Raw genomic sequence first — 19,695 nt, forward strand, 5'->3', positions numbered from 1 at the left:
ATCCAAAACAAGCTTGCATACCTGGATTTTGAAATCCCTGGTGTACATTTTTAGACTCTTCATAAAAGACGCTCCTTTCTCCAAGAAAGTCTCGCTTCATACTGTCTAAATATATGATACACCTTTCGTGACTGTCAGCTCATGATTATCTGCCCCCAGCAGATGGTCTCCTTCTGCGTGAGCCTGGAAAGCGGCCCCTGCCGCTTTTCACCATCTTCCTCACCTTTTTCAACGCCTTCTGATACCTTCCATACAGCGTGGAGACAGGTTTTCCGAATCCTTCTCCCAGGGTCTTCCAGGGAATCCGCTGACCGGCGGCAAGATATACAAGCCGCTGCTCGTCAGGGGCAAGGCATAGGAACGCGTCCTGTAATTCCCTCCGTTGTACCCGCAGGATAAAGTCTTCGGTGTAATTTTCCTGAGTCTGACCATAGAGTTTCTCTTTCAGTTTGTTCCAGCGCGCCTCTTTCCGGATGTAATGGGACAGCAGGAAGTTCAGATGGGTCTTCACAAAGCCAGGAAATCTTCTGGCGTCTTCTCCCGGATATTTCCTGATGGCTTCCAGGATTCCCAGCACCAGGGTACTTGCCAGATCCGGCCGCAGAGACAGGTTCTTTTCCTGGCTGGCCATTTTTTTCATCAAGGGCTGAAAGGCTGTAACGATAGCCATCTGGGCTTTTTGATCTCCCTGTTTGGCTTCAGGCAGCAGGGCTGCCAGATCCGTTTTTTCCATAGGCGTTCCTCCTTCATGCCTTTGCAAAAAGTTCCATAGGAGCCGGTTGGCTTTTCCGGAACATTCCCGGTTTCCCCTCTCCCATCTTCCGCCGGTCCAGTCCATACAGCAGGGCGGGCATAGTCATTCCCGCCAGACGGCTGCAAATCCGTTCTGCCACGTCCCGGTCATGTTTATCCGGCTTGCCAATGACCTGGGCCATCTTTTCCCCAAGAGTTTTCAGCCCGTAATTGGTGGTCACGATGGTGAGCTTTTTCCCCATGTATCGGGCATCAATGACCCGTTCCAGCTGTTCCAGTCCCCAGGCACTGAACCGTTCTGATCCCAGATTGTCCATGATCAGCAGGTCAACATTCTCCAGGCTGCGGTCCTGCTGATCCGGATTCCGGGCATTGTTCCGGAACAGGTATCGCATCCAGCCTGTGGTGGCAAACATCACCTTCTTTCCCTGCTGCAGAAACTGGTTCCCCACAACGGAGGACAGAAATGTCTTTCCGGTACCCCGGCTCCCATAGATGTACATCCCTTTTTCCACATCTTTTCCCCGCACCAGTTCCTGAGCCATCCGCACGGCCTGCTGATTGCCTTCGGATACCTGATAGTCATCAAAGCCCTTTCCCTGGTACATGTCAGGAATCCCGGCTGCCGCTTTCTGTTCCTCGTACAGCTTTTTTCGCTGAAGCATTTTTACCTTGGGACAGGGTGTCAATGGAAAATAGGGATAGCCCCGATATCCGGTGAAAATGTGAACCATTTCTGGTACGGGCTGTCTGCATTTTCCATCCCTGCAGTTCCGGCAGAGTTCCTGTTCCTTTCGGACCCGCTCAATATCATCCTCACAGTTCTGGATATATTTCTCCATCACATGGGCTGGAGGGCCAAACAGGTTGGCCAGATCCACATAGATGCTCTTTTCTTTTTTCGGTTGTTCTGTTGTCTCTCTGTTTTCTTCCACGGATGTGTCTCCTTCCCACGTACCCTGTCAACCAGATGGCTGTCAGGATTTTTCTTTTTTGTCTATTTTTCTTCTATCCTTACCTAACCTAAACTAACCTAACCTGTGGCAACCAAAACCAACATCCTGGCAACCAGATTGTGAAACCTGGTTGCCAAGGTGCTTTAGGCCCTGTCAGAATGCGGGTTTCCGGATTTTTCCCAGAAATCGGTTTCCATTTCTTCCTTCTCAGACGACTGCCATTCGGTTGCCAGGCTTTCCTCATCTGACTGCCAGGTGGGTGCCAGGTTATTCCCCTTTGGCTGCCACTGCGGTCTTCCTACTGGTTGACTGGGTGTTGGGTTCTGGTTGCCAGGATTCCAAAACCCGGGCAACCAGTGTTCTTTACACTCTTCTTTGATTACGTAAACTCCTTCAGAAGAAAGTGTAACGTACTGTTTTTCTACAGCAGTACTGGCCCGATACCGATCTTTACGGATATTGTTGTGATAAAACCAGTGCCGGATTACAACGACACCGGACGTAAAGGTCAGGATATAGTTCAATCGGTCCAGTTCTGCCATATCTTCCTCCGTACAACTGGTATACCGGACGATAGCCAGCGGATTCCCCACGAACCCGTCATCATCTGCATCCAGCAGCAGGTGCATATAGAGCCCCTGGGAAGAAGGTTTCAGACGCAGAAAATGGTCTCTTTTGACCACATCTCTGCAGATCATGCGTCGGTTTGCCATTTCATAAACATCTCCTCTCAAAATCAATAAAGGGACAAAAAAATACCAGGAGCCGAAACTCCTGGCATTTCATTTTGGCAGATTTTCTGCATAAAAAACAGGATTCCGTCTCGTCCGTTTCTGGTTTTCGGGTATGAAAAAACCGTGCAGCAAAACAGCCTCTTCTGCTGAAAGGGTCAGCAAAGCAGCCTGTTTCAGTAAGGCATAGGCCTTCTGCACAGAATCAGAAACGACGGTAGGAATCCTCGTAATGGTTGTATTTCAAACGTCTGAAGGTATTGTGTTTGATGGTTTGGGCTGTGCGGGAAATGCACTTCCAGGAACAACTTCCCTGGTAAGCGTTGATCAGCAAGGGGATCACTCCTCTGTTGGGATTTTTGGCAGAATTGATTAGTAAATTTTATCAGATAATTTTATTATATCAAAATTTATAAAATAGTCAAGTAAGTTCAATGGATTTATGTTTAGATTATCTGAACTGCCGTGATTTTTCAGTTAATTTTCTTTTTTCTTGATTTTTTGATTCTGTATTCAAGTTTTCAAGTGTACGCTTGTTCGGGTTGAACGTTCGATTCCAGATTACGTTTGTCGTGAGTCATTATGCCAGGCATTTGCTTTTGGACATAGGGCCCTCTGGGCGCACCTGTTGGTTCATCGTTTATCGTTCATCGTGAGTCGTTATGGAAGGAACCCGTGACCGGGTTCCTTTGAATGAGGACGCAGCTGACGCTGCTAACCCACCACCCATGCTGCGCATGGATACCCCCGCCCTTGAAAAGGGCGGATAGTGGGTACGCGGGCTTACGCCCTGGCACCCACATAAAGCAATGGGGCAAAGCCCCGAGCGTATATCCGCCCTTTTCAAGGGCGGGGGACCGTTGCGCTTGCGCAATGGTGGTGGGTTAGCAGCCCCCAGGGGCTGCGTTTCCCTTCAAAAGCATCTGCCTCCGGCAGATGGTCTCCTTCTGCGTGAGACGGAAAAGCGTCCCTGCCCCTTTTCCCAATTTCCTCCGAAAAAATCCTCCCTGCCGTCTCTTATACAGTGTAAGGAGGCGGTGACATGGAAGCAATCAAACGGCAGGAGGTTCTGGAACTGGCCCGCAGGGCCCGTGGGCACATCCGGAAAATTTACCTGCACTGGACGGCTGGAACCTATGACCAGCTGTTCCCGGACTATCACCTTCTGGTCCGGGGGGACGGGAGCCTGGTAACCAGTACCCGGGACTGGACCCGGATCCTCCCCCACACCTGGAACCGGAATACCGGTGCCCTGGGCATTGCCCTGTGCTGTGCCAAAGATGCCATGCTCTACGCAGACGGCACCTTCGACCTGGGGGATTATCCCCCCACTCCCCTGCAGGTGGAAAGCACTTCCATCCTGCTGGCCACCCTGTCAGATGTCTGGAAACTCCCTCTGGAGCCTGCCCAGATCATGACCCATGCAGAGGCTGCCGACCTGGACGGTTACGGGCCAAGCATGGCCGGGACGCCCGCTTTTGAACGGTGGGATCTGTGGAAGCTGAAAGACTATGACGGAGTATGGCGCAGCGGCGGGACAGTGCTCCGGGGCAAAGGACTGTATTATCAGTGGCTGAACAGAAGGAAGTCCTGATTCTTTCTTTCGCCGTCTCCCTGCAAGCCTTAAAAACGCGTTCTGGCGTTTTTCTACCCATAGGCCATGTCCTATGTCACATAACGATTCTTTTCAAAGGAGGAAGGAAATATGGCAGTACAGAAGAACCTCACCGCAGTGACCCTGCAGCTGGAAATCAGCAACGGGGTGGACAAAAATGACCAGCCCAAATTCAAGAACATCAGCTACGAAAAGCTGTCCACCGATGCCACCCCTGAAAAACTGGCGGAAGTGGGCAAGGAATTCGGCGGGCTGATGGCAGAAGCTCCCAAGGGGATGTACATCGTGGAACGGCATACCCTGGAAGAAGTGGCGTAAAGGAGGTAGTGCACAATGGCAGATTCCAGAAAACTGGACCTGATTTTCAAGGACAGCGAAAAAGCGACCAAAAACATCCGCATCGTGAACCCCCGCTCTGACGTGGACCGGGAAATGGTGCTGCCGGTGATGAACAAAGTGGTGGAAAGCAAAGTCTTCCTCACCAAGAACGGCATTCCTGTGGAAACCATCCAGGGGGCCAAAGTGACCGATGTCAAGGATCTGTTGGCAGACGGAACTGACGAAGTCACCGAGGGCTAACCCATGGAGGACCTGTCCCTGCTGGCCGGCCAGGCTGCCCAGTACGGATTCCCCATGGTCATTTCCTGGTACCTGCTGGTACGCATGGAAGAGAAACTGGAGAACCTGACCCAGAGCATCGAACGGCTGCGCATGGCAGTGAAAATGGAATAGAGAAAAAGCGTGCTGCGGAAAATGCAGCACGCTTTTTTTGTCAGCGGTCAGCGGCCGTTGGAAACCAGATGCTGCCGCATCTGGTTTTGAATATATGGCCCCCTGGGCGGCCGGGACGGGCTCCCCTGCGGGGAGCCCCTACACCGTTGAATTCGGAGGACCAACGTAAAATCACAGAAACAAAGTTATCGAAGATTCCGTTTCTGTGACCATCGGCTTGAACATATGACAGCAACGGCGTAGGGGCGGGCCCCAGGCCCGCCCATCCCGGCCTCCGTTTTTTATACGTTCCCAGGAACCCGCCCGGCGGGTTCCCTCCTTCTGCTAGAGACTAGAGACCAGTGACTGTCAGCTCATGACCATCGGCCTCCGGCAGAAAGACCGTCAACCTCCGGCTGGACGGCAAAAGCATCCGTCTTGATGTATATGTGGAAGACGAAGAAGGCCGCGTGTACGACATCGAGATGCAGTGCACCAACTCCCCCAGAAATGATCTGGCCAAACGCAGCCGTTTCTACCAGAGTCTGATTGATGGGGAACTGCTGGATAAAGGCAAACCCTATGAAGAACTGAACCCGTCCCACGTAATCTTTATCTGCACGTTCGACCCGTTCCATCGGAATCTGCCAATTTACACATTTACCCATTGCTGTCAGGAAGATAACAGGGTAAAATTAAAAGATAAGGAAACCAGGATGTTCCTGAACAGTAAAGGCAGCGAAAATGCGGTTGATCCTGAGATTGCCGCTTTTCTCCGGTACGTGGATGGAAAAGCGGCAAAAGGGAAATTCGTGGAAAGCCTGGATCAGGAAGTCCATCTGGTAAAGAGTATGGATAAAGTGAGGCGAGAATATATGATTATTTTAAGTGGTGGATTCAAAAGACGCCAGAAAGAAAAAGACATACGGCAAGGTATGCGGCAAGGTATGCTACAAGGTATGCAGAAAGGCATACAGAAAGGCATACAAGAAGGCCGCCAGGAAGAACGGGAAGCCAACATTGTTGCCATGCTGAAAGAAAAGATCCCCATGGAGACCATTTCCCGGATCACCCATTACTCTCTGGACCAGATCCAGAAACTGGGAAAATTGCATGGATTGCTGTAGGTTAGAAAACGCTCAGGGCGTTTTCCTTCCCAATGATAAGGCCGCCGGACAATCCGGCGGCCTTTTGGTTCATCGTTGGTCGTTCGTCGTGAGTCGTTTCGGATGCCAGATGCTCACACATCTGCCTTTGAACATAAAAAAACGCAGGCCGGGATGGGCTTCCCTGCGGGCAGCCCCTACCACGTTGGGATCAGAGATGCAACGGAAATTCACAGAAACGAAGTTATCGAAGATTCCGTTTCTGTGACCATCGGCTTGAACATATGACAGCAACGGCGTAGGGGCGCGCCACAGGCACGCCCGTCCCGGCCTCCGGGTTTTATACGTTCCCAGGAACCCGCCCGGCGGGTTCCCTCCTTCCGCTGGAGACTAGAGACTAGTGACTGTCAGCTCATGACCATCTGCCCCCGGCAGATGGTCTCCATCGGCGTGAGACGGAAAAGCAGCAGGCCGTTTCTGACTTCTCTTTCACTCCGCCCTGTCATCCCGAATAAACACATACCGGTCATCCCGGGACAGTTCCGGGCTCCAGACATAGCCGCTCCAGCAGAACCCTTTCATGTCTTCCGGCTTTGCCGCTCCTTTGCCTGCCAGATACCGGACCATTTCTCCCCGGGCCATTTTCACATAGACCCCTTTCTGGACCACCTTGTCTCCTGCCCATTCTCCAAAGATTACCTGGATGAGCCGGTCTCCCGGCTGCAAATAAGCTTCGACTGCCCGGCTGTATTCTTTGGATGCCAGATTGATGATTACCCCGTCCTCATCCCGGCAGGCCCGGTACAGCCGGTCTCCCCAGAACTCATACAGGTTCCGGGACCCTTCCGGTGCCCCCTTGGCCTGCATTTCCAACCGGTAGGGGACCACCCCGTCAAAGGGCCGCAGCACTCCATAAAATCCTGAAAGGATCCGGACCCGTTCCCCCACCCAGTCCATCTGTCCGTCTTCGAACACAGCAGGGGCCATGTACTGGTACTGGATCCCTTCATAAGCCAGGATCGCCGGCGTAACCTCCCGGTCCAAATCCATCTGACGGAGCCGTGCATAATTTTCTTCTGCCAGGGCCGGACTGCAGGCCCACAGTTTCTGAAGCGCCTCAAAAGACAGGCCCCGGAGCCAGGTCAGCAGTTTTCGGGTTTCCTTCAAAAAAGAAGGCGGGGTGCAGGAGCACCCCGATTCCAGATCCACCTGCATTTTCTTGGCCGGGGAAATGATGATCCTCATTCCAGCGCCTCCAGCATCTGGGCGGGATTTTCTGCCGGTTTCACTTTTCCCATAGCTTTAACGATGATTCCCTGTTCATCGATCAGATAGGTGCTGCGCACCACGCCCATGGATACCTTTCCGTACAGCTTCTTTTCCTTCCAGACGTCATAGGCCTGGAGCACGTTTTTTTCCGTATCAGAAAGCAGGGTAAAAGGCAGACCGTATTTATCCTGGAATTTTTTGTGGGAAGCCACCGAATCCTTGCTGACCCCCAGTACCACAGCCCCCTTCTCCCGGAACTGAGGATACAGTTCTCCAAAGGCACAGGCCTGTTTGGTGCAGCCGGGGGTATTATCCCGTGGATAAAAATACAGGATCACTTTCTGTCCCCGATAGTCGGACAAAGAATGCATGTCCCCATTTTGATCCGGAAGCGTAAAATCCGGTGCCGCCGTTCCAATTTCCAGCATGGCAAACCCCTCCTTGAAAACACTCAGTTTATTTGGAAGATATTATAACATAGAATGGATCGGAAAAGGCCGCCGGAAAATCCGGAGGCCTTTTGGTGCATCGTGAGTCGTTCGTCGTTGTGGATGGCAAATGCCAGGCATTTGCCGTTGAACGTATAGCCCTCTGGGCGGCCGGGACGGGCTCCCCTGCGGGGAGCCCCTACCACGTTGGGGTCAGAGGACCAGCAGGAAATCAGAAAAACGGGGTTGTCAAAAAATCCGTTCCTGTGACCGTTGTATCCAACATCCGACCCCAACGCCGTAGGGGCGCGCCAAAGGCACGCCCATCCCGGCCTGCGCTTTTTATACGTTCCCAGGAACCCGCCCGGCGGGTTCCCTCCTTCCGCTAGAGACTAGAGACTAGTGACTGTCAGCTCATGACCATCTGCCTCCGGCAGATGGTCTCCTTTTAAATCCCGGAGACTTGAAAGTCCCCACCCCATTTCACAAACTTTCTATCTCCCCCAATACCTTTTATACCACATTGCTGCCTGTTTCCATGACTGGGGAACACCCCTGCCTTCTTCGTACAGTCTGGCAATGGCATTGCAGGCGCTGGGGCTGCCTCGTAACCAGGCTTTCCGATACCAGACCAGGGCCTGGGCAGGGTCTGCCTGGCCCAGGTATCCACTTTCCCAAAAGTGTCCCATGATTTCACAGGCCCCGGGATGGCCCTGTCGGGCGGCTTTCTCATACCAGATTCCGGCCTGTTCCAGGTCATGGCAGCGCAGCCGGTATTCCTGGGCCAGGCGCACCTGGGCTTCTGCATGGCCTTTTGCAGCGGCTTTCTGATACCATGCCAGCCGTTTCTCCCGCCAGCTTTCATTTTTCTCTTCACTCACCAGCCGGAGAAAGGAACCCATGGCCAGCTGGGCCGCTGCAAAGCCCTGGGCAGCGGACTTCCCGAACCAAATCAGAGCTTCTTCATAGGATGGATCCACGCCTTCTCCATAGGCGTACATGATTCCCAGATAATACTGTGCCAGGAAGTCTCCTTCTGCTGCCCGGGCCCGGATTTTTTCTCTCTGCCGGACGAACACCCGGACGGATTCGCCCAGGCCGGGCAGGTCTTTCAATGCGCCAAAGGCAGGAGCCACCGGATCCCCGGCCCGGGAAGCCGCAGAAGCGTAAGACCGGGCCAGTCCCTCATCCAGGAAGAAGGTTCCATATCCTCCATCCAGGTACAGAGCCAGAAGAAAAAGAGCCCGGCCGCAGCCATCCCAGGCTTTCGCCTGGATTTGAGGATAAGCCTCCCCAGCTGGAAGATTCAAAAACAGTTGATCCAGTTCACAAGTTTCTTTCCCCAGCTGTTCCTTTGCATCTGCCTGCTTTACTTTTTCCCCTGCTTTGCTCTCCATAGTCTGAACCTCCTGCGATGCCCAGCTCTCTGTCGGCCTACTGCTCTTCACTTAAAATCCCGTACGCTTTGCGGTATTTTTCCACCCGTTTCCGGTCCTTTTCCGTCACTTCCGGCAGCCGGGTCAGGTCCATATTGTTCCGCAGGTCCGCCTTTTTCACGGCGATGGCGTAGGGATTCCCGCTTTCTTTGATCTGCCGCACATACTCCAGATAGGGCACCTTCTTGTCATGGGTCAGCAGGGCCACCGCATCTGCCACGGTTTTCCCAAACAACTGTTCCAGGGTTCCCCGGTCCATGGCCGTATCTTCCAGGGTATCATGGAGCATCCCCACCAGGGCATATTCTTCCCCCAGGGGAAGCACCTGATCCGATACGAACTTCACATGATAAATGTAGTCTTTCCCGGCCCGGTCCTTTTGTCCGGCGTGGAATTTCTTTGCCACTTCATAGGCCAATACCAGTTTATCCATTTTCACCACTCCTTATTCACATTTGGATTTCCCATTCTCTCCAGGAACCGTACATCCCAGTCTTCATATTTTTCCATCAGCTCATGGACATGTTGGGCCATGATGATGGCAGGCACTCCGGTATTCACCGTGTACATGAATCGGAACCCCTGAAAGTGGAAGGGTTCCCCCAGGAGGCTGCTGTAAAACCGATCCAGCACCTGGGGTGTCAGTGGTCCCAGGGCTTTGCCCTTGTCTCCCTTTTGGGAAAATTCCCAGGCCTGGCCGTTTTCGTCGGCAAAAAGGGTTCCTTTCTGCCCAAACCGCCGGCTCATGGCAGGGCCCAGCCGTTCCAACACCGGCCGGTACAGTGCATTCATATGGACCAGTACCTGACAGCAGGGCTCCCGTCCGCCCCAGACCCATTCACAGCGAAAATCCACCAGACGCAGCCACCGCTTCAGGGCTTCCAGATTTTCGGGATCCACCCCCAGGAATACCCCACAGTGCCGCGTTCCGAACTGATCCAGCAATTGGCTCTCCATACTCCATTCCTCCTATAGAAATCTCTCTTTGGATCCTTGGTTCTCTGCTTTCTCTCTTCTTATTATAAGACATCCAATGGGGAAAAAAGGGGACAGATATTTTTTAACAATCAAAGGAAAGTGACCCATCCATGAGACAGCCCACAGAACTGCACATGGAGGCCAAATGCCTGGCCATTTGGCCTTGCATGGAAAAACCGGCGGCCGGGACGGGTTCCCCTGGGTGCAGCCCCTACAACCTTGGTATCAATCGATCCAAAAAAAATCCCAGAAACGGAATTGTCGAAAATTCCGTTTCTGGGATCATTTCATCCGACCCTGACGCCGTAGGGGCAGGCCACAGGCCCGCTCTTCACTCTTCACTCTGCACTCTTACTTGTTCCCAAAATGCTCCACCAGCAGGGTGATGGTTGCGGCGGTGCGGGGCAGTACGTCTTCGTTGAAATCAAAATCGCTCTGATGGTGGCCGGCGGCTTCTTTGGTGCCGTAGAGCATGTAGACGGCCTGGCCGCCGTGTTCCTGGACCCGGCTCATGAAGTAGCAGCAGTCTTCACTGCCGCTGACTTTCTGTTCCTTTACCACATGCTGGTACAGATTCTGGGATTTCACCAAATCATAGATTTCTTCTCCCATCTCCTTGGAGGAGTTGGAGGAAGTGGCGCTGCCCCGGGGGGTGATCTTTACGTCCACATCATAGAGCATGGCAGCGGCCCGGCACATCCGTCTGGCTTCTTTGGCCATGAAGTCGTTGATTTCGGCAGTTTCTCCCCGGGTCTCGAATTTGATCAGACCGTTGGCGGGCACCACGTTCCGGCCGGTGCCGGCTTCCAGGACCCCTACGTTGATCCGGGAAGAACCACCGCTGTGGCGGCTGATGGTGTGGAGGGAAATGGCAGCCTGGGCAGCGGCCAAAAGGGCATTCTTCCCTTTTTCCGGTTCGGCGCCTGCATGGCTGGGCACCCCGGTGAATTCCGCATCCAGTTTGTCGGTGGCCAGGAACCCTTTGGTCATGCACACCAGGGATCCGTCGTTGTAATCCCCCAGACCGATATGGCCGCTGAGGAAGTAGTCCACATCGTCCACAATGCCGCTCTGGACCATGCTCTTGGCCCCTACCACCCCTTCTTCCCCGGGCTGGAAGCAGATCTTCAGGGTACCGGCCATTTTGTCCTTATGAGCAGCCACCAGCCGGGCTACGGCCAGGCCAATGGTGGCATGGCCGTCATGGCCGCAGGCGTGCATGAGCCCGGGGTGTTTGGACTGGAACCCCAGGGCGCTGGGCCGGTGGCTGGGTGCCGGGTCCTCGGCCACGAACAGGGAGTCGATGTCGAACCGGAGAGCTACGGTTTTACCAGGTTTGGCAAAGTGCATGATCCCCACGCAGCCGGTCATGCCCCCTTTCATCCGGTCCACCAGCACCGGATTGGCCCCTTCCTTGATGGCCCGCTGGGCGCATTTTTTCAGGGTATCTTCGTCGGGCACCAGCATCCGGGCACTGTCGTCCAGCACGTCGGCGCCCATTTTCACTTCATATCCCAGTTTTTCCAGTTCTGTGGCGATGATGGACGTAGTGCGGAATTCAGTCCAGGCGGTTTCCGGATGGGCATGGAGATCCCGTCTCTGCTGGATCATTTCGTCTTTCATTGCCAAAGCTTCCTCATAATAGGTCATGGTTTTATCCTCCCTGAATATATTTGAACAGTCTCTAGCTCTCTTCACTCTTCACTCTGCCCTCTTCACTGCCACTTCGAAGGTCCTGTGCCAGGGCAGGCTGTACCGGTACTGTTCCGGCCGCTTGCCCAGGAGGGGCACTCCTTCTTTCAGCATTTTTTCGGTGACCAGGGTTTCCGCCTGGGCGGTCTGGGCATCGGTGAGCTTTCCGTCCGTCCACTGTCGGGGCCAGATCAGTTCCTGGCGCACCTGCTGCCGGACTTTGCTCTGGTAGAGCCAGTCGTCCAGGTACCGGACGGTCAAAAGGTCCTGCCGGTCCCGGTCGCTCAGATACGGCCGGAGCATCCCCTGGCCCAGGGCGTATCCCAGGCTGTTGCTGGCAGTGTTCCACCCGGCGTAGGACCCCAGCCGGTACCCCAGAGGCTCCTGCCCCGGTTCCCCGGTCAGCAGGCCCTTTACCAGGGCGGTGCTGCCTCCGTTTCCAAAGGCCACGTCGGCGATCCCCACATTCCGTCCCTGCCGGACGTACTTTTGGGCAGTGGCCAGGAACTGCTGGCCCTGTTCATCCAGATCCGGTCCGTTGGCGGCAGAATCCGCACCCAGGGTCACCCCGTCCCCCGGGGTATAGAGCCCCAGCACCAGGTCCGCCCGCTTGTCCGTCCGGGCCGGGTATCCTCCTGCAGCCAGCACATGCTGCCGGTAACTGGTGCCCATGGGGCTGTCCTCGTAACTGGCCACAGTGGCGGCTCCGGTGCCCCCATTGTACCAGCCGTATACCAGAGGGGTCTCTCCCCGTGCCTTGTTCAGGGCCCGGTTCAGCAGCACCATCCCCAGTTCGTCCGCCCCGGAAAAACTCCGGAACTTGTACCGGAAGGCCGGGTCGGCGAAATTTTCCAGGTCCGCCGCATCTTTATGGGCTTCGGAATAGGGGGCGGAATCGTCCCGTCCGATGAGGAAATAGTCCATTTTCCCTGCTTCCAGGCCCCGGGTAAGCCCTTTCAGCACAAACAGGTTCTTTCCCCGGCGTTCCAGTACATCCCGGCGGATATCCAGGGGCAGAGCCTGTTCCACCTGGTTCAGTTCGTTTTTCTCCTTCCGGGTGAGGATCCCCAGCCGCTTTCTGTCCCGGAGCTGTCCCCACCGGAAGATCTGAGGCCCGTACTGGGCATAGTAAGCCGGTTCCGCCGGAGCGCTGCTCCACTTGGGGGAGCGCATCACCGTGGCAAAGCCGTAAAGGGGCACTCCCGGGTGCCGCTTTTTGAAGGCCAGCAGAGCATTGGCCCTTTGGGCCAGCACCGCCGGATCCAGTTCATGAGTCCGGGAAGGCACCAGGCCCCCGTAAATGAGACTGTCCGTGGACACCACCGCTCCTGCCGCTCCCCGGGCTTCCTGGTCCAGCCATTGGGCCAGCTTGTCCGGGTCCCCGTTCTGCCGGTCGCTGGCCAGGAACTTCTCCGGCGGGGTCACCACCTGGACCCCTGCCTTCCGGAAGCTGTCCACCGTATAGGCCAGGGACACGGGACGGTTGTCCAGGGGAATGAAAAGGATTTTCTCCGCTGCCGCCGGTGCACAAACACCCATCAGCAGCACAACAAAAGCACCAAAACGTTTACACCAGCCCAAGTCTGCACCTCTTTTTCTAATTCATCCATCTGGCCGCCAGATCCAGGATCTTGGCTATGGTCTGGAGCTGGCCCTGGTATTTGCTGATTTCCTGCTGGATGGCGGCATCTCCCTGGCCGTTCTGGGCAGCCTGGGCCAGCTGGTCCAGTTTGGCCAGGATCTCATCCTGGTGGTCCACCAGTGTCCTTACCACTTTGCCTACAAGGGGGCTGTTCAGGGCCTTCTGGAGGGCCTGACGCTGCTGTTCCAGGGTTTCCGGGCTGGTGGTTCCGGGTCCCTGGACCGCAGGAGGCAGAACGGTGCCCTGGCTGCCGGCACTTTTCCGCCGGGTGCCTCCCTGTGTCCCACTGCCCCCTGCTGGCTCATCACTGCCAGTGGCTTCCTGGACCTTGTCCCGGACTGCTTCATAGAGGGGAGCCAGGGGGGTGTCTTCCAGTCCCTGGGCCGCCTGGAGCACGGCTCCGGCCACTCCTGCCGCCTGTTTCGTCTGTTTGGTCCGGGGATTTTTCTGGAGGATCTTCCCGTAATACCCTTTCAGGTTGGTGATTTCCACCAGCTGCCAGTCCCCTTTTTCATTTTTCTGCATGTGGAGCACCAGGGTATCCGTGCCCACCGCCGGATTATCCAGCTGGACGTTCACCAGGGCGTCCTGGGGATAGCTGGCCCCGGGCTGGATGTCCTTCACCTTCAGGGCATTCCAGTCCACTGGCAGCACCTTGTCCGGGTGGGTCTTCCGGTAGGAATCGGTCCAGTCCCCGGTCAGGACGGCATTGTGGATCAATTCCTCCAGGTGCCGGGTGATTTCATCCTTTTCCCCTTCGGTGTAACCGTCCTCCACGTCATTTTCCCCCTGGGCGGCCAGCAGGGCATCATACCCCTTGTCCACCACTTTCGTAAGGTCCGTATGGTCCTGGAAGGTAACGATATCGTGCTTGTTCACTGATTCCCGGATCAGTTTCACCGCATACTGGGGGGTGCGGATATAGTACAGGAAGTACCAGCCGGAAACGGCCCCGATCAGCACCGCCAGGGCCGCCCCCAGAGCGATTTTTTTCTTTTTCCGGCGCCGGGCCTGTGCCTGCTCCTGTTCTTTTTGCCGGGGATCCGGCGAAGGATTCCCGGCGGTCTGCTGTTTTGTCATGATTTATCGGTCCTTCAAATACAGCTCCTCGAACAACTTCTTCCCGGTTTCCGTCTTGTACAGCCGCTGATACAGGGCTTCATCCTGCTGCCGGTTATCTCCGTCTTCGTAGGGGTTCACCAGCATATCCGCTTCCGCCAGGATCTGGGCGTCCGGGCCGTCGATGCTGGCATAGGTATGATGATGGCCGATGAGCCACTTGATCCGTTCTGCGTCTTCTCCGGTGATGCCGGCGTCTGCCAGGATGGGCTGGGCAATGTCCGGGCCCAGTTCTTCCTGGATCTTCCCGGTGCAGTGGCCGTACCGGCGTTCTCCTTCGTGGATGCCGATATCATGGAGATAGGCGGCGGCTTCCAGCCGGAACAGGGTCCGGGGATCCAGCCCCTCCCCCATCCCGATCAGCCGGGCAAAAGCATGGACTTTCAAAAGATGATGGATCCGCCGGGGATCCCCTGCATCATAGACAATGGCAGCCCGGGCGATTTTTTCCAATGGTTCCATAAATGATCACGACCTTTCTGATAGGGATATTATAGGGGAAGAAGGGGGAAAAAGAAAGGGGCTGTTGCCCGTGCAACAGCCCTTTTGCTTTTTCAATTATTTATGTTCCCAGATATCCACACGGCGGTTGTCGGCTTTGCCGGCTTCGGTGGCGTTGTTGGACGCAGGGTTGTTTTCGCCCTTGTAGTTCAGCTGCATACGGGAAGCAGCCACACCGTTGTCGTTGGCGTATTTGGCCACGTTCAGCACACGGCGTTTGGACAGGTCTTCGTTGTAGGCGTTGGAAGCATCGGAGTCGGTGTTCCCTACCAGTTTAAAGGTGGAATCCGGATGAGCCTTGGCTACGGCTACGAAGTTGGCCAGTTTGGCAGCTTCGGAAGCCTTCGGGGTATCCACGTCGGAATCGAAGTGGATGCTGTCCAGATAGTAGTCATTGTACACATGAGCCGGAGCAACCGGTTCAGCCACCGTCGGTGCCACCGGTTCTTCCACAGGTGCCGGAGCCGCTTTCTTGTGGCCGCCGAACCGATAGGACAGACCTACCAGGAAGCCCCGGTATTTGATGTTGTTGTCGTCATCCAGCTTGGTATCCACATACCGGTATCCGGCGTTCAGATCCCAGTTGTCAGCGAAGGTGTAAGCCAGGCCGGCATCCCACTGGCTGGTCTTCTTAGTGCCCAGGGCGCCTTCTGCATAGAAAGCCAGGTTCTTGGCCAGGTCGTATTTGGTCCGTACACCGAACTGAGCCACGTTGTTGATCACGCTGTCAGCGCTGCCGGTGTGTGCCCCATGGTAGCTGCCGTCAAAATCATTGTTGATCCGGTTCCAGCCGCCGAACAGAGCCCAGTTCTTGCCCAGGCTGTATACCAGGTTCACTTCGTTCTGGTCCCCGTCGGTCTTGAAATCTCCGGCTTTGGTCTTCAGGCCCCGATAGTTGTATTCCAGAGCCCATTTGTCGGAAATCCCATAACCCAGGCCACCGTCAAAGTTCCATTTGGTGCTGGATTCATTCCCGTCGAATTTGGCTTTGGGAGCCCAGGCCCCTGCGTTCAGCTGCCATTCTCCCTGATCCCAGCTGGTCTGAGGAGCTGCAAAACCCATGGAAGCAACGGAAGCCAGTACAGCCAGCGTCACTGCAAATGCTTTCTTCTGCATTGAAGATTCCTTCTTCCCGTTCAATTTTTTCCATATAAAAAGTACTGGACTGACCAGTCACTTTACAATTCATATTGTATACCTTTCTGGATGAAGAGATTATGAATGGTTTGTGACATAAATGTGAAAAGGGACTGTGAAAAAATGATTTCTCATTTTTTCACAGTCCCTTTTCACATATCCTTCCCCGGCTTCAGGCCGCTTCCGTCGTTGTTCTGGAGGAGGCTGAAGCTTTCCACGGACTGTTTGAAGGCCCGGAGTTTCAGGTCGTAGTTGATGGTGTCGTCGGTCTGGTACCGGATCTGATACCCGTTGCCCTGGGCGTTCATCAGATAGGTGTTCACCACAAAGACCTTTTTCAGGTCCCCGCTGTCGGTGCATTCCGCCATGCTCCCGTTGAGGGTGCCCACGGAAATGGGTTCGTGGCGCAGTACCGTAATGTTGGGCGTATACCGGGTCACCTTCTGGATGAAGGCGCTCTCCGCTTCCTTCAGCCCTTCGGGGGTGGAATTCCCCAGTTCCGCAAAAGTGTCATCGGAAAATTCCCGGACCATCATCCCGTCGGTGTGGACGCTGCTCAGAGACCGTCCGAACAGCACATTGTCCGCCCGGAGGGTGTACATCCGCCAGCCGCTGGGGATTTCCATTTCATAGCCCATGCCGGGCACCGTGAGAAGGTTCACATCGGTGTACTTCACCCGGCTGAGCGTCAGGTCGGAACACAGGGACTGGAGGGCGGACCGGGCCGCCGCTTCCAGGTTTTCCGGCGCGCTTACGTTCACCACCAGCAGCACGTTCTTTTCCGGCTGGTAGGCCCGGCCGATCAGAAAGGGCCGGTGGGTCCGCAGCTTGTCTTCCGGCACCGCCACATAGGTATAGCTGTCCAGATCCTTCTTCTTGTCCTTTTTGGGTTCCGGTTCTCCGGAAGTGCTCCGATACTTTCGGAGCTTTTCTCCCAGGATCCCGTCCAGGGCCGGCTGGCTGCCGAAATTCCGGGAGCTGCCGTCATCCTGGATGGTGTCGTTTTCCTGGTCCTGGATCTTCCCCAGGAACTTCTTGAAATCTTTCTTCTGCTCCGTGGAGTACTGCTTCATGGGGACGGACACAAAACTGGGCAGGGTGTACAGATCCGCACTGACCAGGAAATCCTTCCCCACGGTGAAGCGGATCCCCGTGGAGGTATGGTAAATCTCTTTGCTGCCGGGAGGCACCGTCAGGGTATAGCCTCCGCTGGCAGGTTTGTAGGTGTTTTTGGGTGCTGCCGCTCCGGCCTCCCCGGCCTGGAACAGACCCAGGCACAGGAGAGCCGCAGCCAGCCCCCATCGTTTCAGTTTATTCATGCTCTGCAGTTACTTCCCTAATTTTTCTTTCAGATAGGCATCCATTTCCAGGGCGGCCTTCTTGCCGGCCCCCATGGCGGAAATAACGGTGGCTGCCCCGGTGACGATGTCACCGCCGGCAAAGACTCCCGGGATGGAGGTTTCTTCCTTTTCATCCACGGTAATGAGCCCCTTCCGGTTGGTCACCAGATCCGGGGTGGTGTGTTTCAGCAGGGGGTTGGGGCCCTGGCCGATGGCCATCACCACCATGTCCACATCGAACACATGGTTGGAGCCGGGGATCTCCACCGGGCTCCGGCGGCCGGAGGCATCCGGTTCGCCCAACTGGGTCCGGACACATTCCATGCCGGTGACCCAGCCATCTTCGTTCCCCAGGATCTTCACCGGGTTGTTCAGCATGTGGAGTTCGATGCCTTCCGCCTTGGCGTGCTGGATTTCTTCCTTCCGGGCGGGCATTTCCGCTTCGCTCCGGCGGTAGACCACGTAGACGTTTTCCGCTCCCAGCCGTTTGGCGGTCCGGGCGGCATCCATGGCCACGTTGCCGGCCCCCACCACAGCCACGTTCTTCCCTACATACACGGGAGTGGCCATTTTCGGGAACTTCCAGGCTCCCATCAGGTTCACCCGGGTAAGGAATTCGTTGGCAGCGTACACCCCGTTGAGGGCTTCTCCGGGGATCCGCATAAAATGGGGCAGCCCGGCGCCGGTACCCACGTACACAGCCTGGAACCCTTCTTCACCCAACAGTTCATGGAGGGTAAAGGTGCGGCCGATCACCACATCGGTCATGATCTTCACGCCCAGCACCTTCAGCTGTTCGATTTCGTGCTGGACGATGGCTTTGGGCAGACGGAATTCAGGGATGCCGTACATGAGCACCCCGCCCACTTTGTGGAGGGCTTCGAACAGGGTCACGTCATAGCCCATTTTGGCCAGATCCCCGGCAGCGGTGAGACAGGAGGGGCCTCCGCCCACTACAGCCACTTTGATGCCGTTCTTGGGTGCCAGGCCTTCCTTCACCATGTCCGTGCCCTTTTCCCGGGCCCGGTCCGCCACGAACCGTTCCAGACGGCCGATGGCCACCGGTTCTCCCTTGATGCCCAGGATGCAGTGTTTTTCGCACTGGTTTTCCTGGGGACACACCCGGCCGCACACGGCAGGCAGGGAGTTCTTGTTCTTCAGGATGTGGATGGCGCCGTCAAAATCCTTTTCCGTCAGGGCATGGATGAACTGGGGAATGTCCACGTTCACCGGGCACCCCTTCACGCACTGGGGATTCTTGCAGTTCAGGCAGCGCTGGGCTTCATCCACCGCCGTGTCTTCCGGATAGCCCAGGGCCACTTCCTCGAAATTATGGTTCCGTACATCAGCCGGCTGTTCCGGCATGGGATTTCTCATTCCTCCACGCATCTGCAATGCCCCCCGCAACTGTATTCTACTGCTTCCTGGTCCTTGTACATCTTGGAACGCTGCATCAGGTTCTTGAAGTCCACCTGATGGGCATCGAATTCCGGCCCGTCACAGCAGGTGAACTTGCTTTCATTGCCCACCTGCACCCGGCAGCCGCCGCACATGCCGGTGCCGTCCACCATAAGGCAGCTGAGGCTGGCAGTGGTCTTCACGTTGTAAGGCCGGGTGACCTTGGCCACGTTCATCATCATGATGATGGGGCCGATGGCCACCACCAGATCCGGATGGTTCCCTGCTTCCAGCATTTTCCGGAGGGGATCGGTAACAAAGCCCTTGATGCCTTCGGACCCGTCGTCGGTGGTGATGATCATTTCATCGCTGATCTTTTCCATCCGGTCCCGCCACAGGATCAGGTCTTTGTGACGGCCCCCGATGATGGTGATCACCTTGTTGCCCAGTTCGTGATAGGCCCGGGCGATGGGATGGACCGGTGCTACGCCGATGCCCCCGCAGACCATGACCACAGTACCGAATTTGCCCATTTCAGAAGGCTGGCCCAGAGGTCCCAGGATGTGCTGGATATCGTCTCCCTGGGCGAAATCTTCACACAGGTGCCGGGTGGTGTTCCCCACCGCCTGGACCATCAGGGTGATGGAGCCTTTTTCCCGGTCGAAATCGCCGATGGTCAGAGGGATCCGTTCGCTGGTTTCATCCACCAGTACCATGACGAACTGTCCCGGTTTGCATTTGTGCGCAATGAGAGGCGCATCCACTTCAAATTCCCAGACTGCAGGTGCCAACTGCAGTTTTTTCAAGATCTTTGCCACACCAAACACTCCTTTATTGTCGTTTTTCATTCATCGTCAGCCGTTCATCGTCCGTCAGGACGGTG

At 55.7% G+C, this 19,695-nt stretch carries 20 protein-coding genes and 1 pseudogene; 5 read left to right on the forward strand and 16 right to left on the reverse strand.

Translation table 11 applies throughout. From position 1 onward, the window contains the following. Positions 1-145: 145 nt before the first annotated feature. The 3 genes from FX155_RS04320 to FX155_RS04330 form a co-directional block, all read right to left on the reverse strand. A complete protein-coding gene (locus FX155_RS04320; protein ID WP_195839609.1) occupies positions 146-733 on the reverse strand; it encodes a sigma-70 family RNA polymerase sigma factor in 588 nt (195 codons plus the stop codon). Between the two features lie 13 nt (positions 734-746). After that, positions 747-1,688: an ATP-binding protein gene (locus tag FX155_RS11490; RefSeq protein ID WP_154487874.1), complete on the reverse strand. Its 942-nt coding sequence runs from the start codon at positions 1,686-1,688 to the stop codon at positions 747-749. 164 nt (positions 1,689-1,852) lie between these two features. Continuing rightward, the gene (locus FX155_RS04330) at positions 1,853-2,338 is read right to left on the reverse strand and encodes a hypothetical protein (RefSeq protein WP_154487875.1); all 486 of its coding nucleotides are present in this window, start codon (positions 2,336-2,338) and stop codon (positions 1,853-1,855) included. Between the two features lie 1,144 nt (positions 2,339-3,482). Here FX155_RS04330 and FX155_RS04335 point away from each other — a divergent pair. The 5 genes and pseudogenes from FX155_RS04335 to FX155_RS04355 all read left to right on the forward strand — a co-directional run. Further along, positions 3,483-4,034 (forward strand): N-acetylmuramoyl-L-alanine amidase, encoded by a 552-nt coding sequence (locus FX155_RS04335; RefSeq protein WP_154487876.1) that lies wholly within the window; start codon positions 3,483-3,485, stop codon positions 4,032-4,034. A 111-nt stretch (positions 4,035-4,145) separates the two neighbouring features. Next, positions 4,146-4,373, forward strand: a complete 228-nt coding sequence (locus FX155_RS04340; RefSeq protein WP_154487877.1) for a DUF1659 domain-containing protein — start codon at positions 4,146-4,148, stop codon at positions 4,371-4,373. Positions 4,374-4,388: 15 nt separating this feature from the next. Further along, a complete protein-coding gene (locus tag FX155_RS04345) occupies positions 4,389-4,634 on the forward strand; it encodes a DUF2922 domain-containing protein (RefSeq protein WP_022486651.1) in 246 nt (81 codons plus the stop codon). 3 nt (positions 4,635-4,637) lie between these two features. Next, positions 4,638-4,787 carry a YvrJ family protein gene (locus FX155_RS04350; protein ID WP_022486652.1) on the forward strand — a complete coding sequence of 50 codons (150 nt, stop codon included), beginning with the start codon at positions 4,638-4,640 and terminating at the stop codon, positions 4,785-4,787. Positions 4,788-5,176: 389 nt separating this feature from the next. Further along, positions 5,177-5,893: pseudogene (locus tag FX155_RS04355) on the forward strand (Rpn family recombination-promoting nuclease/putative transposase); the annotation flags it as partial. A 468-nt stretch (positions 5,894-6,361) separates the two neighbouring features. Here FX155_RS04355 and yaaA read toward each other — a convergent pair. The 13 genes from yaaA to FX155_RS04420 form a co-directional block, all read right to left on the reverse strand. Beyond that, a complete protein-coding gene (gene yaaA, locus FX155_RS04360; RefSeq protein ID WP_022486595.1) occupies positions 6,362-7,117 on the reverse strand; it encodes a peroxide stress protein YaaA in 756 nt (251 codons plus the stop codon). After that, complete coding sequence (gene bcp / locus FX155_RS04365; protein WP_022486596.1) at positions 7,114-7,569, reverse strand: thioredoxin-dependent thiol peroxidase; 456 nt, start codon at positions 7,567-7,569, stop codon at positions 7,114-7,116. Before bcp ends, yaaA begins: the two co-directional genes overlap by 4 nt. A gap of 494 nt (positions 7,570-8,063) precedes the next feature. After that, complete coding sequence (locus tag FX155_RS04370) at positions 8,064-8,966, reverse strand: tetratricopeptide repeat protein (RefSeq protein ID WP_154487879.1); 903 nt, start codon at positions 8,964-8,966, stop codon at positions 8,064-8,066. A gap of 37 nt (positions 8,967-9,003) precedes the next feature. Continuing rightward, on the reverse strand, positions 9,004-9,438 hold the full coding sequence (locus FX155_RS04375) for an HD domain-containing protein (protein ID WP_154487880.1): 435 nt from the start codon (positions 9,436-9,438) through the stop codon (positions 9,004-9,006). Positions 9,439-9,440: 2 nt separating this feature from the next. Next, positions 9,441-9,962, reverse strand: coding sequence for a hypothetical protein (locus FX155_RS04380; protein WP_022486850.1), 522 nt, complete (start codon positions 9,960-9,962; stop codon positions 9,441-9,443). Between the two features lie 372 nt (positions 9,963-10,334). After that, positions 10,335-11,633: an amidohydrolase gene (locus FX155_RS04385; protein WP_022486849.1), complete on the reverse strand. Its 1,299-nt coding sequence runs from the start codon at positions 11,631-11,633 to the stop codon at positions 10,335-10,337. A gap of 51 nt (positions 11,634-11,684) precedes the next feature. Next, a complete protein-coding gene (locus tag FX155_RS04390; RefSeq protein WP_022486848.1) occupies positions 11,685-13,256 on the reverse strand; it encodes a DUF4127 family protein in 1,572 nt (523 codons plus the stop codon). A gap of 16 nt (positions 13,257-13,272) precedes the next feature. Next, the gene (locus FX155_RS04395; protein WP_154487881.1) at positions 13,273-14,397 is read right to left on the reverse strand and encodes a hypothetical protein; all 1,125 of its coding nucleotides are present in this window, start codon (positions 14,395-14,397) and stop codon (positions 13,273-13,275) included. Positions 14,398-14,400: 3 nt separating this feature from the next. Further along, positions 14,401-14,898 (reverse strand): HD domain-containing protein, encoded by a 498-nt coding sequence (locus tag FX155_RS04400; RefSeq protein ID WP_154487882.1) that lies wholly within the window; start codon positions 14,896-14,898, stop codon positions 14,401-14,403. 96 nt (positions 14,899-14,994) lie between these two features. Then, positions 14,995-16,053, reverse strand: coding sequence for an OmpA family protein (locus tag FX155_RS04405; protein ID WP_022486845.1), 1,059 nt, complete (start codon positions 16,051-16,053; stop codon positions 14,995-14,997). A 173-nt stretch (positions 16,054-16,226) separates the two neighbouring features. Continuing rightward, complete coding sequence (locus tag FX155_RS04410) at positions 16,227-17,393, reverse strand: hypothetical protein (protein WP_154487883.1); 1,167 nt, start codon at positions 17,391-17,393, stop codon at positions 16,227-16,229. A gap of 9 nt (positions 17,394-17,402) precedes the next feature. Beyond that, entirely contained in the window at positions 17,403-18,791 is a 1,389-nt protein-coding gene (gene gltA / locus FX155_RS04415; RefSeq protein WP_022486843.1) for an NADPH-dependent glutamate synthase, read from the reverse strand. After that, the gene (locus FX155_RS04420) at positions 18,788-19,630 is read right to left on the reverse strand and encodes a sulfide/dihydroorotate dehydrogenase-like FAD/NAD-binding protein (RefSeq protein WP_326831107.1); all 843 of its coding nucleotides are present in this window, start codon (positions 19,628-19,630) and stop codon (positions 18,788-18,790) included. The genes gltA and FX155_RS04420 overlap by 4 nt, the downstream gene beginning before the upstream one ends. Positions 19,631-19,695 lie beyond the last annotated feature (65 nt).

This window comes from Acidaminococcus fermentans (assembly GCF_009696675.1).
GTDB lineage: Bacteria > Bacillota > Negativicutes > Acidaminococcales > Acidaminococcaceae > Acidaminococcus.

Excerpts from the sequence above, each read along its gene's own strand:
- bcp (WP_022486596.1), bottom strand. The coding sequence starts at position 7,569 with ATGCTGGAAATTGGAACGGCGGCACCGGATTTTACGCTTCCGGATCAA.
- FX155_RS04370 (WP_154487879.1), bottom strand. The coding sequence starts at position 8,966 with ATGGAGAGCAAAGCAGGGGAAAAAGTAAAGCAGGCAGATGCAAAGGAA.
- FX155_RS04335 (WP_154487876.1), top strand. The coding sequence starts at position 3,483 with ATGGAAGCAATCAAACGGCAGGAGGTTCTGGAACTGGCCCGCAGGGCC.
- FX155_RS04405 (WP_022486845.1), bottom strand. The coding sequence starts at position 16,053 with ATGCAGAAGAAAGCATTTGCAGTGACGCTGGCTGTACTGGCTTCCGTT.
- FX155_RS04320 (WP_195839609.1), bottom strand. The coding sequence starts at position 733 with ATGGAAAAAACGGATCTGGCAGCCCTGCTGCCTGAAGCCAAACAGGGA.
- gltA (WP_022486843.1), bottom strand. The coding sequence starts at position 18,791 with ATGAGAAATCCCATGCCGGAACAGCCGGCTGATGTACGGAACCATAAT.
- FX155_RS04380 (WP_022486850.1), bottom strand. The coding sequence starts at position 9,962 with ATGGAGAGCCAATTGCTGGATCAGTTCGGAACGCGGCACTGTGGGGTA.
- FX155_RS04350 (WP_022486652.1), top strand. The coding sequence starts at position 4,638 with ATGGAGGACCTGTCCCTGCTGGCCGGCCAGGCTGCCCAGTACGGATTC.
- FX155_RS04410 (WP_154487883.1), bottom strand. The coding sequence starts at position 17,393 with ATGAATAAACTGAAACGATGGGGGCTGGCTGCGGCTCTCCTGTGCCTG.
- FX155_RS04375 (WP_154487880.1), bottom strand. The coding sequence starts at position 9,438 with ATGGATAAACTGGTATTGGCCTATGAAGTGGCAAAGAAATTCCACGCC.
- yaaA (WP_022486595.1), bottom strand. The coding sequence starts at position 7,117 with ATGAGGATCATCATTTCCCCGGCCAAGAAAATGCAGGTGGATCTGGAA.
- FX155_RS04395 (WP_154487881.1), bottom strand. The coding sequence starts at position 14,397 with ATGACAAAACAGCAGACCGCCGGGAATCCTTCGCCGGATCCCCGGCAA.
- FX155_RS04400 (WP_154487882.1), bottom strand. The coding sequence starts at position 14,898 with ATGGAACCATTGGAAAAAATCGCCCGGGCTGCCATTGTCTATGATGCA.
- FX155_RS04385 (WP_022486849.1), bottom strand. The coding sequence starts at position 11,633 with ATGACCTATTATGAGGAAGCTTTGGCAATGAAAGACGAAATGATCCAG.
- FX155_RS04330 (WP_154487875.1), bottom strand. The coding sequence starts at position 2,338 with ATGCACCTGCTGCTGGATGCAGATGATGACGGGTTCGTGGGGAATCCG.
- FX155_RS04340 (WP_154487877.1), top strand. The coding sequence starts at position 4,146 with ATGGCAGTACAGAAGAACCTCACCGCAGTGACCCTGCAGCTGGAAATC.
- FX155_RS04345 (WP_022486651.1), top strand. The coding sequence starts at position 4,389 with ATGGCAGATTCCAGAAAACTGGACCTGATTTTCAAGGACAGCGAAAAA.